Source organism: Kitasatospora sp. NPDC088160, assembly GCF_044741445.1.
In the GTDB taxonomy this organism is placed as follows: Bacteria; Actinomycetota; Actinomycetes; order Streptomycetales; family Streptomycetaceae; genus Kitasatospora.
This window is the reverse complement of record NZ_JBIUSS010000007.1, coordinates 171897-186491: the sequence shown is the minus strand read 5'-3', so window position 1 is coordinate 186491 and position 14595 is coordinate 171897. Positions and strand designations below refer to the sequence as shown.

The following is a 14595-nucleotide window of genomic DNA, read 5'->3' as shown; positions in this document are numbered from 1 at the left end:
GCGGCGGCGCCCCGCCCCGGGAGGTTCAGTCCAGGAGCTTCGCCAGGACGCGGTCGAGCGCCTGGATGTCCTCCGGGGGCAGGGCTAGCAGGTCGTCGGGCGGGGTGGTGAGGATCCTGACGGCGAGGGCGGCCTTCGCCTGGCCCTCCTCGGTCAGATGGACCAGCTTGGACCGGCGATCGGCGGGATTGGTGACGCGTTCGGCGAGGCCGCGCCGCACCAGGTCGTCGACGATGACGGTGGTGTAGGGCGGGTCGCTGCCCAGCCGCTCGGCCAGGTCCCGCAGGGTGATCGGGTCGGCGCCGAGGCGGCGCAGCGCCCTGACCCGGCTGAAGCTCATGCCGAGGGCTTCGGCGACGGTCTTGCGGCGGTCGTAGCGCTCCAGGACAAGCGCGTTCAGTCCCTGCCAGACCCTGGTCGCCGTCCTGGTGGCGGCCTCGTCCCCCTCGTGCTGCTCACCGGTGTGCGGGCGGTCCATCAGGTGTTCACCGTCTCCTTCGTCTCCCTCGTCCCCGGCGCCTCCTCGGCGGCGAGCCGCTCCGCCGTGCGCAGGGCCGTCTCCCGGGCCCAGCGGCCGGAAGTGAGCGTACCCGTGACCAGCACGGCGGCGCCGCAGCCGGCGATGATCCACCACGCCGTCCGCCCGGCGTCGGTGAAGGCCGCCGTGTGCGCGTACGCGCCGCCCGCCATCAGGGCGCCGACGACGGCCACGCCGAGGGACTGGCCGATCTGCCGGCTGGTGGAGGCCACCGCGGCCGCGACGCCGGCCTGCGAACGGGGCATGCCCGAAACGGCGGTGTTGGTGATGGGCGCGTTGACCAGACCGAAGCCGGTGCCGAAGAGCAGGTACGCGACGACCAGCACGGCCGTCGGAAGGTGGTCGGAGTAGGTGAGCGCCTGGAGCACGGCGCTCGCGCACAGGGCCGCCCCGGCGAGGAGCAGGGGGACGCGCGGCCCCCGGGAGGCGACCATGCGGCCGGACACCGGTGCGGTCAGCAGCGCCATCACCGCCATCGGCAGCATGAACAGTCCGGCGTGCAGCGGGGTGAGCCCGCGCACGTTCTGCAGGTACAGGGAGCTGACGAACAGGAACCCGCCCAGGGAGGCGAAGGCGGCGACCGCGATCACGGTGGCGCCCGCGAACGGCGCGGAGCGGAAGAAGCGCAGCTCGATGAGCGGGTCGGTGCGCCTGGGCTCGTACCACAGCAGGCCCAGCAGCGCGCCCAGCGCCGCCGCCGCGCAGCCGACGACGAGCGGCGACGTCCAGCCGCGCTCCGGCGACTCGATGATCGCGTACGTGAGCGTGGTGAGCAGGACGATGACGAGTACCTGGCCGACCGGGTCCACCCGGCGGGGCCGCGGCGCCCGCGATTCCGGCACGTACCTGCGGGTCAGGAACAGCGCGGCCAGGCCGATCGGCACGTTGATCCAGAAGACGGCCCGCCAGCCGGCCGACTCGACCAGGGCGCCGCCGACGATCGGCCCGGCGGCCATGCTGATGCCCACGACGCCGCTCCACACGCCGATGGCGCGGGCGCGCTGCCGGGAGTCGGTGAAGGTGTTGCTGATGATCGACATGGCGACGGGGTTCAGCATCGATCCGCCGACCGCCTGGAGCATCCGTGCGACGACGAGCCAGCCGAGCCCGGGGGCCAGGCTGCACAGCAGCGAGGCCCCGGTGAAGACCACCAGCCCGATCTGGAAGACCCGGCGGCGGCCCACCCGGTCGGCGGTGGAGCCGGAGAGCATCAACAGGCTGGCCAGCACCAGCGTGTAGGCATCGACCGTCCATTGCAGCCCGGACACCGAGGTGTGCAGGTCGCGCTGGATGGCGGGCAGGGCGACGTTCAGGATCGTGTTGTCGAGGCTGACGATCAGCAGGCTCATGCAGCAGACGGCGAGCACGAGCCAGGGCCGTCGTTGGGCGGCGTCCGGCATGGTGGGGGCTCCACAAGTATTTGTATTGTTGAAATCATTGTGAGCATATAACTAAATCGCCGAACAGCCCAGCCCCGAACAGCCCAGCCCCCAACAGCCCCGGCCCGCGCAGCCCGGCCCCTCGCAGCCCGGCCCAGCCCGCGAGCCGCCCCGCCCGCCCCGTCACGGGCGGGGGGCCGGCTCCGGCGGCCAGGCGCCGGCGGCCAGGACGCCGGTGGCGTAGGCGCGGGCGACCAGCGCGGTGCGGTTGGGCAGCTGCCAGCGGCGGGTGAGCCGGGCGAGGTGGTAGTTGACGCCGTCCGGGGTGAGGCCGATCTCCCGGCCGATCTGGGCGGTGGTGGCGCCGCGGGCGGCGGCGGCGAGGATCCGGGCCTCGATCGGGCTCACCTCGGGGCGGGGGGCGGCCGGCGGGGCGGCCGGCCCGGTACGGACGGGCAGCGAGAGCAACAGGTTCGGGGTCTCCTCCGGGGTGTCGCCGACCAGGGCGACGGTCATCTCGCCGCTCCGCTCGGTGCCGTCGGCGGCCGACCAGGAGACCGGCGCCGGGTACTGCGAGCGCCGGTGCAGGCGGACGGCCTCGGCGAGCGCCGGGATGGTGGCACTGTCCCGGAGGGTGAAGAACTCCAGGATCTTCCGGTTGCGCAACTGCCCGGGCAGCAGGCCGAATTCGGCGGCCATCGCCCGGTTGACGATCATGATCCGGCCGCTGAACTCGCACACCGCCAGCGCCACCGGCACGTGGTCGAGCAAGCGCAGCGTCCGGTTGCGCCAGATGACGGCGAGGTCCTGCCAGCTCTCCGCGGTCGACTCGCAGTCGGTCAGTCTCATGCCCGGCCCCTCCCGTGTACGGCTCCCGCGTGCTGCAGACCTGACGGCCCGTTGACAAGTCTTCCGCGACCGCCGCTACTGCACAAACATGTAGTCCTCGGGCCCGGGTTCCCGCCCCGCTCGGGCGAGAGTGGAGGACGACGAGGTTTCTCCTGCCACGGAAGGCGACAACCCATGACCGAGACGATGACCCCGGCGGCAGCCGAGGCTGCGAATCCGGCCGGGGCCGGGCTCCCGCCCGAGACCCTGGTGCCCCGGCAGAGCGCCGCCGGGGTACCGCTGGTCGACATCTCGTCGGCGCCGCCGATCGCCGCCCCCGTGCTGCGCACCATGGAGCTGGCCCGGCGGCACGCCCCGGCCTTCGTCCAGCGCCTGCACGGGCGGGACACCCTGATCGTCACCGGCCTGGACCTGGTCGAGGAACTGGCCGACGAGGAGCGGTTCACCAAGTCGATCGGACCGGCCCTGGAGAACGTCCGCGCGTTCACCGGGGACGGCCTGTTCACGGCGTACAACGCGGAGCCGAACTGGGCCAGGGCGCACGACATCCTGATGCCCGCCTTCGCGCTCGGCTCGATGCGCACCTACCACCCGGTGATGCTGCGGGTGGCCCGCCGCCTGATCGAGTCCTGGGACGGCCGGTCGGCCGCCGGACTGGTCGTGGACGTGCCCGGCGACATGACCCGGATGACCCTGGACACCATCGGGCTGGCCGGTTTCGGCTTCGACTTCGGCTCCTTCGACCGGGAGGAACCGCACCCCTTCGTCGAGGCGATGGTCCGCTCCCTGGACTGGGCGATGAACAAGCTCCTGCGCGACCCGGAACTCGACCACAGCGAGCGCGACGAGGCCGCCCAGGGCGACGCCCGGTACCTGGCCTCGGTGGTGGACGAGGTGATCGCCGCCCGCGCCGGCAGCCCCGAGCAGGGCCCGGCCGAGGACCTGCTGGGCCTGATGCTCGACGCCGTGCACCCCGCCGACGGCGGCAGACTGGACGCCGAGAACATCCGCAACCAGGTGATCACCTTCCTGATCGCCGGCCACGAGACCACCTCGGGCGCGCTCTCCTTCGCCCTGTACTACCTCGTCAAGCACCCCGGCGTGCTCCGCGAGGTCCAGCGCGAGGTGGACGCGCTCTGGGGCGACCAGGCCGACCCGGAGCCCTCGTACGAGGACATCGGCCGGCTCCGGTACACCCGGCAGGTGCTCAACGAGGCGCTACGGCTGTGGCCGACGGCCCCCGCGTTCAGCCGGGAGCCCCGCGCGGACACCCTGCTCGGCGGCCGGATCCCGGTCCGCGCCGGGGAGCCGGTCCTGGTGGCCACGATGATGCTGCACCGCGACCCCGTCTGGGGCGACAACCCCGAGCTGTTCGACCCCTCCCGCTTCGACCCCGAGCCGGAGGCGGCCCGCTCACCGCACGCCTTCAAGCCCTTCGGCACCGGCGAACGCGCCTGCATCGGACGGCAGTTCGCGCTGCACGAGGCGACCATGCTGCTCGGCATGCTGGTCCACCGCTACCGGCTGATCGACCACGCCGACTACCGGCTGACCATCAAGCAGACGCTCACCATCAAGCCCGACGACTTCACCCTCGCCCTCGCCCCGCGCACGCCCACGCCCCCGGCGGTGGTCGACGCGCCGGTCCGCGCCGCCGACCTGCCCGGGCGGGTCCGCCAGGGCACCGGCCTGCTGCTCCTGCACGGCTCCAACTACGGCGCCTGCCGCGAGTTCACCCGGCAGCTGGCCGACGTGGCGGCCGCACTCGGCTGCGACACCGCCGTCGCCCCGCTGGACGCCTACGCGGACGGGCTGCCCACCGACCGGCCGGTGGTGATCACCGCCGCCTCGTACAACGGCCAGCCGACGGACGACGCGGCGGAGTTCGTCCGCCGGCTCCGGGCGGCGACCGAACAGGCCGAGGGCGCCGCCGAGTTCGCGAAGGACGTCCGGTACGCGGTGCTCGGCATCGGCGACCGGACGTACGCCGCCACGTACCAGCGCGTGCCGACGCTGATCGACGAGGGCCTCGCCGCCCTGGGCGGCACCCGGCTGCTCGCCCGGGGTGCGGCCGACGCCTCCGGCGATCTGGCCGGGAAGGTGGCGGAGTTCACCACGGCGCTGAGCCGGGCCCTGCTGGAACGGTACGGCGACGCCGCCGCACCCGTCGCCGCCGGCTCCGGCACCGCGCCCGCTCCCGCTCCCGCTCCCGCCGAGGCCGCCCCCCTGGAGACGTACACCGTGACGGAGCTGGCCGGCGGTCCGCTGGACGCCCTGGCCGCGAAGCGCCGCGTGATCGGGCTGACCGTCACGGCGGTCGGCAGCCTCACCGACCCCGCCTACCCCCGGGTCAAGCGCCTGGTCCGGCTGGCCTTGCCGGAGGGCGTCGACTACCGCACCGCGGACCACGTCTCGGTGCTTCCGGCCAACGACCCGGCCCTGGTCGAGCGCGCCGCCAAGGTGTTCGGCACCGACCCGGACACCCTGCTCGCCATCGTGGCGAACCGGCGCACCATCCTGGCCGTGGACCGGCCGCTGACGGTTCGCGAACTGCTCACCCACCACGTCGAGTTGCAGGACCGACCGAACGCCGCCCAGCGTGCGACGCTGGCCGACCTCAACCCCTGCCCGCCCGAGCGGGCCGCGCTGCGGGCGCTGCCCGAGGACGACCCCCGGACGCTGCTGGACCTGGTCGAGGACCACCCGGCCCTGCGGGAGGTCCTGACCTGGCCGGTGCTGCTGGAACTGCTGCCGCCGATCCGGCCCCGGATGTACTCCATCTCCACGTCGCCGACCAGCGCCCCGCGCCACGTGGACCTGATGGTCTCCGTGCTCGACGCCCCGGCCCGCTCCGGCCGGGGCTCCTTCCGGGGCGTCGGCTCCGGCTACCTCGACCGGGTGGCCGTCGGGGACACCGTACTGGCGCGCCTCCAGCCGTGCCGCGAGACGTTCCGGATCGGCCACCGCGCCCCGGTGATCATGATCGCGGCCGGCACCGGCCTGGCGCCGTTCCGCGGCGCGGTCGCCGACCGCCGCGCCCTGCTCGCCTCCGCCACCGGCGAGGCCACCGCCACTGACGAGGCCACCGCCGCCGAGGCCACCGACAGGGGCACCGAACTCGCCCCGGCCCTGCTCTACTTCGGCTGCGACGCGCCCGACGCCGACTACCTGCACCGCGACGAACTGCTCGCCGCCGAGCAGGCCGGCGCCGTCTCGATGCGCCCGGTCTTCAGCGAACAGCCCGTCGACGGCCGGCGCTTCGTCCAGGACCGCATCGCCGCCGAGGGCGCGGAGGTCTGGAACCTGCTCGCCGCCGGCGCCGAGGTCTACGTGTGCGGCGACGGCGCCCGGATGGCCCCGGGCGTCCGCGCCGCCTTCCGCGAGCTCTACCTGAGCCGGACCCCCGGCGCCGACGAGGGCCAGGCCCAGGCCTGGCTCCAGGGCCTGATCGACGAGCGCCGCTACGTCGAGGACGTCTACGCGGGCCGCTGAGCCCGCCCGACCGGGAGGCCGGCCGCACCCACCCGGGGCGCGGCCGGCCTCCCGTCGCACACATATCTCCCAACTCCCCTTCCATGCAAGCCTCGACACATTGTCGATCAAGGTGTTCTGATGTTCGCACCATACGTATGACTATCCGACCAACACCTGACGGTGGGTCGGAGAAGCGGAGGAACGGTGCGGCCTGCTCGTGGCGTGGCTGTCCTGCTGGCAACGGGGGTCGTCGTGGCCCTCGGCCTGGGCACGGGAGGCCCCGACTCGAAGGGCAGACCGGCCGCCGCCGACGCCGCTCCGGAGAGCACACCCGACCCGAGCGGCACACCCTCCGACAGCCCCAGCAGCCCCGGTGCCACCCCGACCCCCAGCGCCACGCCGACCTGGGACGGCCAGGTCAAGGTGCTCGGCGACGGCTCCACCTCCGACACCGGCCCGCAGCCCAAACAACCGCGGCCCGAGAAGCTGAAGCCCGGCGAGAAGCCGCCGCAGTTCGTGGTGTTCTCCTGGGACGGGGCACTGGAGGGCGACGACGAACAGTTCTCGCGCTTCCGCAAGCTGGGTACGGAGAACAACGCCCAGATGACGTTCTTCCTGAGCGGCATCTACACCCTGCCCAAGTCCAAACGCACGCTCTACCACCCGCCGCAGCACGACGCCGGCGCCGCCGCCATCGACTTCGCCACCGACGCCCACATCAAGGACACCCTGGAACAACTGCGCCTGGCCTGGCAGGACGGGAACGAGATCGGCACCCACTTCAACGGGCACTTCTGCGGCTCCAAGGGCGGCGGCGACTGGAGCACCGAGGAGTGGAAGAGCGAGCTCGACCAGGCGCTCTCCTTCGTCACCAACTGGAAGACCAACACCGGCTTCAAGAACCTCCCGCCGCTGCCCTTCGACTACACCAAGGAGGCGGTCGGCGGCCGCGCCCCCTGCCTGGAGGGCCAGAAGAACCTGCTCGCGGCCGAGAAGGCGGCCGGCTTCCGGTACGACGCCAGTTCACCGGGCGAGTTCCAGGTCTGGCCCGGCAAGAAGGACGGCATCTGGAACTTCCCGCTCCAACTGCTGCCCTACCCGGGCAAATCGACCCAGGTCCTCTCGATGGACTTCAACTTCCTCGCCAACCAGTCCGGGGACACCACCAAGGGTGATCCGAAGAAGTACGACGCGTGGGAGAAGGAGACCCGGAACGGCTACCTCAACGGCTTCGAACGGGTCTACAACGGCAGCCGGGCGCCGCTCTTCATCGGGAACCACTTCGAGAGCTGGAACGGCGGCATCTACATGCAGGCCATCGAGGACGTGATGAAGAGCGTCTGCACCCGGGAGGGCGTCCGCTGCGTGTCCTTCCGCCAGGTCGCCGACTGGCTGGACGCCCAGGACCCCAAGGTCCTCGACCAGTTGCGCGCGCTGGACCCCGGGCAGCCGGCCGACTGGTCCCGTCTGGTCAAGTGACCCGGCCCGGGCGGCCGCGGGGCCGTGACACCGCGCCCCGCGGCCGCCCGGCCCTACCGGCCTCCCGGACCACCGGCCGCCTTCATGTACGAGGTCCAGATCTGGGTGGGCAGCGCGGAGTCCGGGGTGTCCGGGGCGGCGCCGCCCAGCCCCTCCAGCGAGAGCAGCTTCATGTCCTTCAGGTCCGCCCGGAAGACCGTGACGGCCGTGGACATCCGCGCGTCGTAGCCGACGAACCACCCCGCCGTACGGTCCGGGGTCGTCCCCGGCTTCCCCGCCAGGTCCGGCCCGGCCTCCGCCGCCGCCTTGGCGCTCCCGGTGCGGACCGCGCTCTTCAGTGCCGCGTCCACCTCCCCCGCGACCTGCGGGGTCAGCGCCTGTACGGCGGTCGGCAGGCGCAGCGCGAGCGGCTCGCCGTTCCGGGTGATCCTCAGGACGGAGTACGGGTCCGTGTGGCTGCCTCCCGCGGCGAAGGCGGCGTAGGCGTCGGCGGTCCTGATCGCGCTCGGCGTGGAGTTCCCGACACCGAAGGCCGGCACCAACTCCCCCATGCTGCCCGGGAGCAGGCCCAGGTCGGCGGCGGTCTTCTGCACCCGGTCCAGGCCGACGTCCATGGCGAGCTGCATCATCGGCCCGTTGACGGACTGCTCCACCGCGCTCCTCAGGGTGACCGTCCCCCAGCTCCGCTTGCCGTCGTTGGCGGTCTTCGCTATCCGCCCGTTGCGCCCCCAGTACGGCCCCTCCGGGGTCATCACGTTCACGCCGTCGTCGCCGTCGTAGGTGGTGGTGGGCGTCACCGGGGTGCGGCTACCGCCCCGCTGGCGCTGGACGCCCTCGCTCAGGCCCGAGGCGTAGACCAGCGGGGTGAAGGCCGAACCGACCGGCACCGTGGAGGTGTTGGCGTTGTCGAAGCCCTGTTTCAGGTAGTCGGTTCCGCCGTAGAGCGCGACGATCCTCCCGTCCGGGGCCACCGAGGCGGCGCCGACCTTCAGTAACCGGTCGGCCTCGCGGCTGTCGGGGTCGATCCCCTTGGTGGCGTCCCGCACCGCGGCGGCCAGCGCGGTGACCTTCGGCTTCTCGAAGGTGGTGAAGATCTGGTGGCCGCCGAGGTCGAACTGGGCCTGCGTGATGTCGCTGTGGCCCTCCACGTAGGTCCTGGCCATGTCCACCAGGTACCCGACCTGGCCGCTCAGCCCCGCCGCCTTCGGCTGGGTTCTGGGTTCGGGGAACACCGTGTACCTGGCGCGCTCGGCGGCGGAGAGCTTGCCGACCTTCACCATCCGGTCCAGGATCCAGGACCACCGCTCCTCGGCCCGCCGGTGGTTGTTCGCGCTGATCCCCGGATCGAACTGCCCGGCCCCCTTCAACAGGGCGGCGAGGAAGGCCCCTTCGCTCGGGTTGAGCTGCGAGACGTCCTTGCCGTAGTACGCCGCCGCGGCCCGTTCGATGCCGTAGCTGCCGCGCCCGAACCAACTGGTGTTCAGATAGCCGGCCAGGATGTCCGGTTTGCTCATCCGCCGGTCCAGTTTGATCGCGATGACGATCTCACTGAGCTTGCGCGAGACGTCCTGACGCTGGTTCAGGTAGCTGTTCTTGACGTACTGCTGGGTGATGGTCGAGCCGCCCTGGGTCTCACCGCCCGTGGCCATCTGGTAGACCGCGCGGCCGATGCCCGTGAAGGAGATCCCCGGGTCCGAGTAGAAGGTCTCGTTCTCGGCGGCCAGGACGGCCCACTGCACCGACTCCGGCACCCGGTCGAGCGGCACCTCCTGCCGGTTGGTCTCACCGATCCGCGCCATCTCGGTGCCGTCCGCCCAGAAGTACACGTTGTTCTGCTGGGTGGCGAAGGCGTTCAGGTCCTCCGGGACCTGGGTGGTGACGTAGAACCAGGTCAGCCACCCCGTCAGCACCGCCGCCCCGGCCCCCGCCACCAGGAGCAGCTGCCGCCAGGACGGGAGCCAGCGGCGGACTCCGCGCCGCCCTCTGCGCGGGTAGTCGATCCACCGCCGCCCTTCGGGCTCCTCCCCTCCGGGCTTCTCCTTCTCGGCCCCGCCACCTTGGTGAGCACGCACAGTCCGGTCTCCGATTCGCTCGTGGGCACAGACCCCCGAACTCAGACGCGATGAGGGTCGGACCACGGCACAACGGAATTGATGTGATCACGGTCATACCGCGCGGACCGGCGGGGCGGCGCAGACCCGCCCGGCCTGGGGTTTCACAGCGCCGGCCGAGGAGGTGGACCACGGGAAACGACGACGCCGGGGTGCCTTGTGGCACCCCGGCGGGTGGTCGAGGGCGAGGAAAGCGAACGGGCTATGTCAGGTGGAGTGAGAAGGAAGCCCGTTCATGGCCTCGCCGGGGCCAACGGTAGCAGTCAGGCGGGGATCAGGTCGCGCAGGTTTTCCGGGGTGATGACGACGGAGTCCGGGTGCAGGCCGTCCGGGCGCTCCAGGCCGATGTACGTGACCGGGCCGGCCGGGAGCGCCGCGCCGTCCCACAGCGTGGTGGCGGTGGCGCGCTCGCCCATCAGCCCGGTCAGGTGGCGGACCGTCAGGTGGTCGCGCTCGATGATGCCGCGCAGCAGCGTGGCGACCGACACCCGGTTCCCCTCGACCCGGTTGGAGTTCGGGTTGCCCTTCAGGTACAGGTGCAGCCACTTGGCGCGCCAGCGGCCGTCGTCCCCGCGCAGGAAGGCCAGTGGCAGGGCGACCCGGCCCGGGCCGCGCAGGTCCGACTTCATGCGGACGGTGCGCGGTTCGAAGGGGCGGCCCTGCTGTTCGGCATCGCGCAGCATGAAGCCGAAGAAGGACTCCTCGACCTCCTCGAAGCCCTCGCCGGAGAAGATGTTGACCTGCGGGACGATGGAGCTGCCGCGTACGGCGCCCAGGCGCAGGTTGATGAACTCGGAGCCGCCGTCGGTGGCGTCGGTGACGTCGCCCGAGTGCTCGCCCTCGAGCTGGGTGAGCGAGGTGTAGGAGAGCCAGCCGAGCGTCTCGTAGGAGTCGTCGAGCAGCAGGGCGGACAGGTCGAAGTCGGTGCTGTGGCTGGTCTGCTTCCAGTAGACGAAGAAGCGCAGCAGTTCGCCGTCGACCGGGGTGAGGGAGCCGCGGGGCAGCACGCCGAGTCCGGCGGCGGTGGCCCTGCCGCTGAGCGGGAGTGCGACGTCGAGCACGTCGGGGTCGATCAGCAGGTGCCCGGGGTCGGGGAGGCGGCGGCTCGTCTCGGCGTCCAGGGCGGCGAGCAGGCGGTCGCGTTCGGCTGCCGGCAGGGGCGGGCGGGTGTCGTCGGTGACCCAGGCGCGGCCGAGGCGGTTGACGAAGAGGCGGCGCCCGTCCGCTTCCCCGGTGCGGTTGTGGAGGTGTTCGCGGACCGACAGCAGGACCCGACCGGAGACCTGCGGGGCGGCCTGCTCGACGGCGGCCACGACGGTGTCGCGCTCCTCCGGGGTGCGGCCCGCGCGCAGCAGCCGGTCCAGGGACCGGAACAGCATGCCCGGGGCGGCGGCCAGCAGCCGTACCGCGCCGGTGACGTCGTCGGCGCCGAGGAGTTCCTCGACGCGGCTGGTGAGGGAGCGGGCCGCCAACTCGCCGCGGGCGACGGCGAACACCTCGGCGGCGTGCGGCCAGCGCGGGTACTCGTGCGGGTGGAGGCGCTCACCGAGGCGCTTGAACGCCTCGCGGTGCGCGGTGACGTCGGCGAGCTTGGCGGGGTTGGCGGCGACGACCGCGTCGAGGCCGGCCAGCAGGGCGCGGCGGGCCGGCCGTGGCAGCGCCCGGAACCGGGTCGGTTCCGCCAGGGTCACGTCGCCGTCGGACAGTGCGCAGGCCAGCCGGAGCACGTCGGTGACGGTGTCCAGGAGGAGGTCGGCACCGGCCCGGAGGCGGGCGAGGTTGACGACGGCGCGGTTCTCCCGGACCGGGATCGCCTCGGGCTGCGGACCGGCGACGCAGTGCCCGGCGAGCACGCCGAGGTCGCGCAGGCCCTCCTCGCCCAGCGGGGTGGTGCTGCCGGCCAGGGCCAGGTAGAGGGCCGTCACCTCCTCGTCCAGGGCGCCGCCCAGGTGCAGGACCGTCATGCGGTCGCCCGCGGCGGCGATCAGCTCGTCGTGGGCGGCGAGCAGTTCGGCGTAGCTGTGCTGGTACCTGCCGTAGGCCGGGAGGGTCAGCAGGTCGACCACGCCGGTGCGCAGTTGGGCGAGCACGCCGTCCCGTGACGCGTCGTCGGCGAGCGCCCCGGCGATGCAGTGCGTCCAGAACTCGAAGGTGTCCGGCACGTTGAGCGGGAAGTCGATGAAGTAGGCGTTGTGCCCGACGTGGTCGCCCACCAGCTCCCGGACGGTGCCCAGGGTGCGGGCGGCGGTGTCGACGACCGTCGCCCCGGGCAGCCCCGACAGGTGCTCCAGCAGGCCCGCCGAGAGCTTGAAACCCACGGACATCAGTGCGGCGTCGAACTGCCGCGCCGCGACGGCGCCTTGCCCCGCCGGACCGCCCGGCCAGGAGGAGGCGGGGAGGTGGTGGGTGTGCCGGACGACGATGGGTTCGAGACGGTGGACCATGCGGTCATGCTCGCAGAACGGCGCGGAGCGACGCATGCGGGTTTCCGGGCCCGCCACCGGTAGGTCCCGGGAAGTTGGCTAGACAGGAATTGGCTGAAAACTCATGCGGCGTTCGCTGGAGGACCTCGTACGGCCCGGCTGCGGCACCTATGTTCGAACCTTCTTGGCACCCCCCTTACCCCGAGAAGGAAGGACACCACGTGGCCTCCATCGACCGGCGCCGATTCCTCCAGCTGAGCGGCGCGTCCGCAGCCGCCGCAGGCCTCGGCGCGTTCCCGCCCGCGGTCAGCAAGGCCCTGGCACTGCCCGCGATCGGCCGGACCCGCTCGATCGAGGACGTCGAACACGTCGTCGTCCTGATGCAGGAGAACCGTTCCTTCGACCACTACTTCGGCACCCTGCGCGGCGTGCGCGGGTTCGACGACCCGCGCCCCACGCTGCTGCCCGACGGCCGGCCGAACTGGCACCAGCCCGCCGCCGCCGTGAGGACCGACCGCTACCACGACCGCGGTCTGCCCGCCTCCGAGCAGGAGGTTCTGCCCTGGTACATCGACCCCAGGAACACCACCGAGTACCAGGCCGGCACCGACCACGGCTGGAGCAGCGGCCACCTCGCCTGGAACGAGGGGCGCCACGACCAGTGGGTGAACCAGAAGCAGGACGTCATGACGATGGGCCACCTCAAGCGCCAGGACCTGGCGTACCACTTCGCCCTGGCCGACGCCTTCACCCTCTGCGACTCGTACTTCTGCTCCGTCCACGCCGACACCGCGCCCAACCGCATCTACCTGTGGACCGGCACCAGCGACCCGCGCAACGTGTACGGCCGCAAGCCCAACGGCCCCGGCCTGGAGGAGCGCAACAACACCAACGGCTACACCTGGACCACCTACCCCGAGCGCCTGGAGAAGGCCGGCGTCAGCTGGAAGCTGTACCAGGGCGGCTCCGGCGAGCCGGGCACCCCCACGGACAACTACACCGACAACTCGCTGATGTTCTTCGAGCGGTACCAGGTCGCCGAGGGCGCGTCGGGCCCCCTGGTGGACAAGGGCGCCACCGACCACACGCTGAAGGAGTTCCGCGCCGACGTCCAGCAGGGCCGGCTGCCGCAGGTCTCCTGGATCGTCCCGCCGTACAAGTACAGCGAGCACCCGTCCGCGACGCCCACCGACGGCGCGTACTACATCAACCTCGTGCTGGACGCGCTCACCTCCAACCCCGAGGTCTGGGGCAGGACGGTCTTCCTCATCAACTACGACGAGAACGACGGCCTGTTCGACCACGTCGTCCCGCCGATGCCGCCGGTCGTCAGCGGCCCGGGCGGCCAGGGCATCGTCTCCGCCGACCTGAGGGCGAGCCTGCGCGACGAACTGCTCGACCTCGGCAAGCACCCGGGCGAGATGAGCCCGCTGGTCCCCGGCGCCGACCCGGGCGGCCTCCAGCCGATCGGCCTCGGCCCGCGCGTGCCGATGCTGGTCATCTCCCCGTGGTCGCGCGGCGGCTGGGTCTGCTCGGAGACCTTCGACCACACCTCCGTCCTGCGGTTCCTGGAGGCCCGGTTCGGCATCGAGGAGCCCAACATCAGCGCCTGGCGCCGGTCGGTCTGCGGCGACCTCACCTCGGCGCTCGACTTCTCCGGCACCGACCCGCGGCCGGTCTCGATCCCGGTGCCCGCGCCGATCGCCTCGCAGGGCAAGCCGTACCAGGTGCCGCTGCCCCAGCGGATGCCCACCCAGGAGCCCGGCGTCCGGCCGGCCCGCGCCCTCCCGTACGACCTGGTGGTCAACGAGGAGGAGACGGACACCCCCGGGCGGTTCCAGCTGGATCTGGAGAACCGGGGCGAAGCTGGCGCCTGGCTCTACGTCTACGACCGGACCGCGCCGAAGGCCGCTCCCCGCCGCTACACCATCTCGGGCGGCGACACCCTCGGCGACTTCTGGCCGCACTCCGCCTCCGGCGACTACCACCTCGCCGCCCACGGCCCGAACGGGTCGGTGTACGAGTTCGAGGGCAGCGCCCGGACCGAGCTGGTCGCGCTGTTCGACCCGCAGAAGTCCAAGGTGCGCGTCAAGGTCACCAACAACGGGCCGGTCACCCGGACGGTGACCGTCGCCAACGCCTACGCCAAGGGCTCGCAGCAGAGCCGCAGCCTCCGGCGCGGCGCCTCGGCCCAGTTCACCTTCGACATACGCCCCGACAGCCGCTGGTACGACATCACGGTCGCCGCCACCGACGGCCCGACCTTCCGCCGCCGCTGGGCCGGCCACCTGGAGAACGGCCGCCCCGGCACCAGCGACCCCGGCCCCCGCTGACCGACGGCG

At 72.4% G+C, this 14595-nt stretch carries 8 protein-coding genes; 3 read left to right on the top strand and 5 right to left on the bottom strand.

Translation table 11 applies throughout. The features are described 5' to 3' along the window. Window positions 1-25 precede the first annotated feature (25 nt). The 3 genes from ACIOGZ_RS13060 to ACIOGZ_RS13050 form a co-directional block, all read right to left on the bottom strand. Window positions 26-478: a MarR family transcriptional regulator gene (locus tag ACIOGZ_RS13060; RefSeq protein ID WP_363586013.1), complete on the bottom strand. Its 453-nt coding sequence runs from the start codon at window positions 476-478 to the stop codon at window positions 26-28. Continuing rightward, on the bottom strand, window positions 478-1938 hold the full coding sequence (locus ACIOGZ_RS13055) for an MFS transporter (RefSeq protein ID WP_363586012.1): 1461 nt from the start codon (window positions 1936-1938) through the stop codon (window positions 478-480). The genes ACIOGZ_RS13060 and ACIOGZ_RS13055 overlap by 1 nt, the downstream gene beginning before the upstream one ends. Before the next feature lie 162 nt (window positions 1939-2100). Continuing rightward, on the bottom strand, window positions 2101-2766 hold the full coding sequence (locus ACIOGZ_RS13050; RefSeq protein ID WP_363629453.1) for a LuxR C-terminal-related transcriptional regulator: 666 nt from the start codon (window positions 2764-2766) through the stop codon (window positions 2101-2103). A 174-nt stretch (window positions 2767-2940) separates the two neighbouring features. Between ACIOGZ_RS13050 and ACIOGZ_RS13045 the strand changes: the two genes are divergently transcribed. Beyond that, the gene (locus ACIOGZ_RS13045; RefSeq protein WP_400985922.1) at window positions 2941-6258 is read left to right on the top strand and encodes a cytochrome P450; all 3318 of its coding nucleotides are present in this window, start codon (window positions 2941-2943) and stop codon (window positions 6256-6258) included. A 204-nt stretch (window positions 6259-6462) separates the two neighbouring features. Next, a complete protein-coding gene (locus ACIOGZ_RS13040) occupies window positions 6463-7719 on the top strand; it encodes a hypothetical protein (RefSeq protein ID WP_363586009.1) in 1257 nt (418 codons plus the stop codon). 53 nt (window positions 7720-7772) lie between these two features. On the opposite strand, the gene ACIOGZ_RS13035 is transcribed toward ACIOGZ_RS13040, so the two are convergent. Then, window positions 7773-9791 (bottom strand): transglycosylase domain-containing protein, encoded by a 2019-nt coding sequence (locus ACIOGZ_RS13035; protein WP_400807716.1) that lies wholly within the window; start codon window positions 9789-9791, stop codon window positions 7773-7775. 302 nt (window positions 9792-10093) lie between these two features. Continuing rightward, window positions 10094-12274 carry a hypothetical protein gene (locus tag ACIOGZ_RS13030; RefSeq protein ID WP_400985919.1) on the bottom strand — a complete coding sequence of 727 codons (2181 nt, stop codon included), beginning with the start codon at window positions 12272-12274 and terminating at the stop codon, window positions 10094-10096. Window positions 12275-12474: 200 nt separating this feature from the next. Here ACIOGZ_RS13030 and ACIOGZ_RS13025 point away from each other — a divergent pair, with 200 nt between their 5' ends. Continuing rightward, complete coding sequence (locus tag ACIOGZ_RS13025) at window positions 12475-14586, top strand: phosphocholine-specific phospholipase C (RefSeq protein ID WP_363629460.1); 2112 nt, start codon at window positions 12475-12477, stop codon at window positions 14584-14586. The last annotated feature ends 9 nt before the right edge of the window (window positions 14587-14595 follow it).

What these genes read in the sequence shown, in the direction of transcription:
- ACIOGZ_RS13060 (WP_363586013.1), bottom strand. Translation starts at nt 478, where the DNA reads ATGGACCGCCCGCACACCGGTGAGCAGCACGAGGGGGACGAGGCCGCC.
- ACIOGZ_RS13055 (WP_363586012.1), bottom strand. Translation starts at nt 1,938, where the DNA reads ATGCCGGACGCCGCCCAACGACGGCCCTGGCTCGTGCTCGCCGTCTGC.
- ACIOGZ_RS13050 (WP_363629453.1), bottom strand. Translation starts at nt 2,766, where the DNA reads ATGAGACTGACCGACTGCGAGTCGACCGCGGAGAGCTGGCAGGACCTC.
- ACIOGZ_RS13045 (WP_400985922.1), top strand. Translation starts at nt 2,941, where the DNA reads ATGACCGAGACGATGACCCCGGCGGCAGCCGAGGCTGCGAATCCGGCC.
- ACIOGZ_RS13030 (WP_400985919.1), bottom strand. Translation starts at nt 12,274, where the DNA reads ATGGTCCACCGTCTCGAACCCATCGTCGTCCGGCACACCCACCACCTC.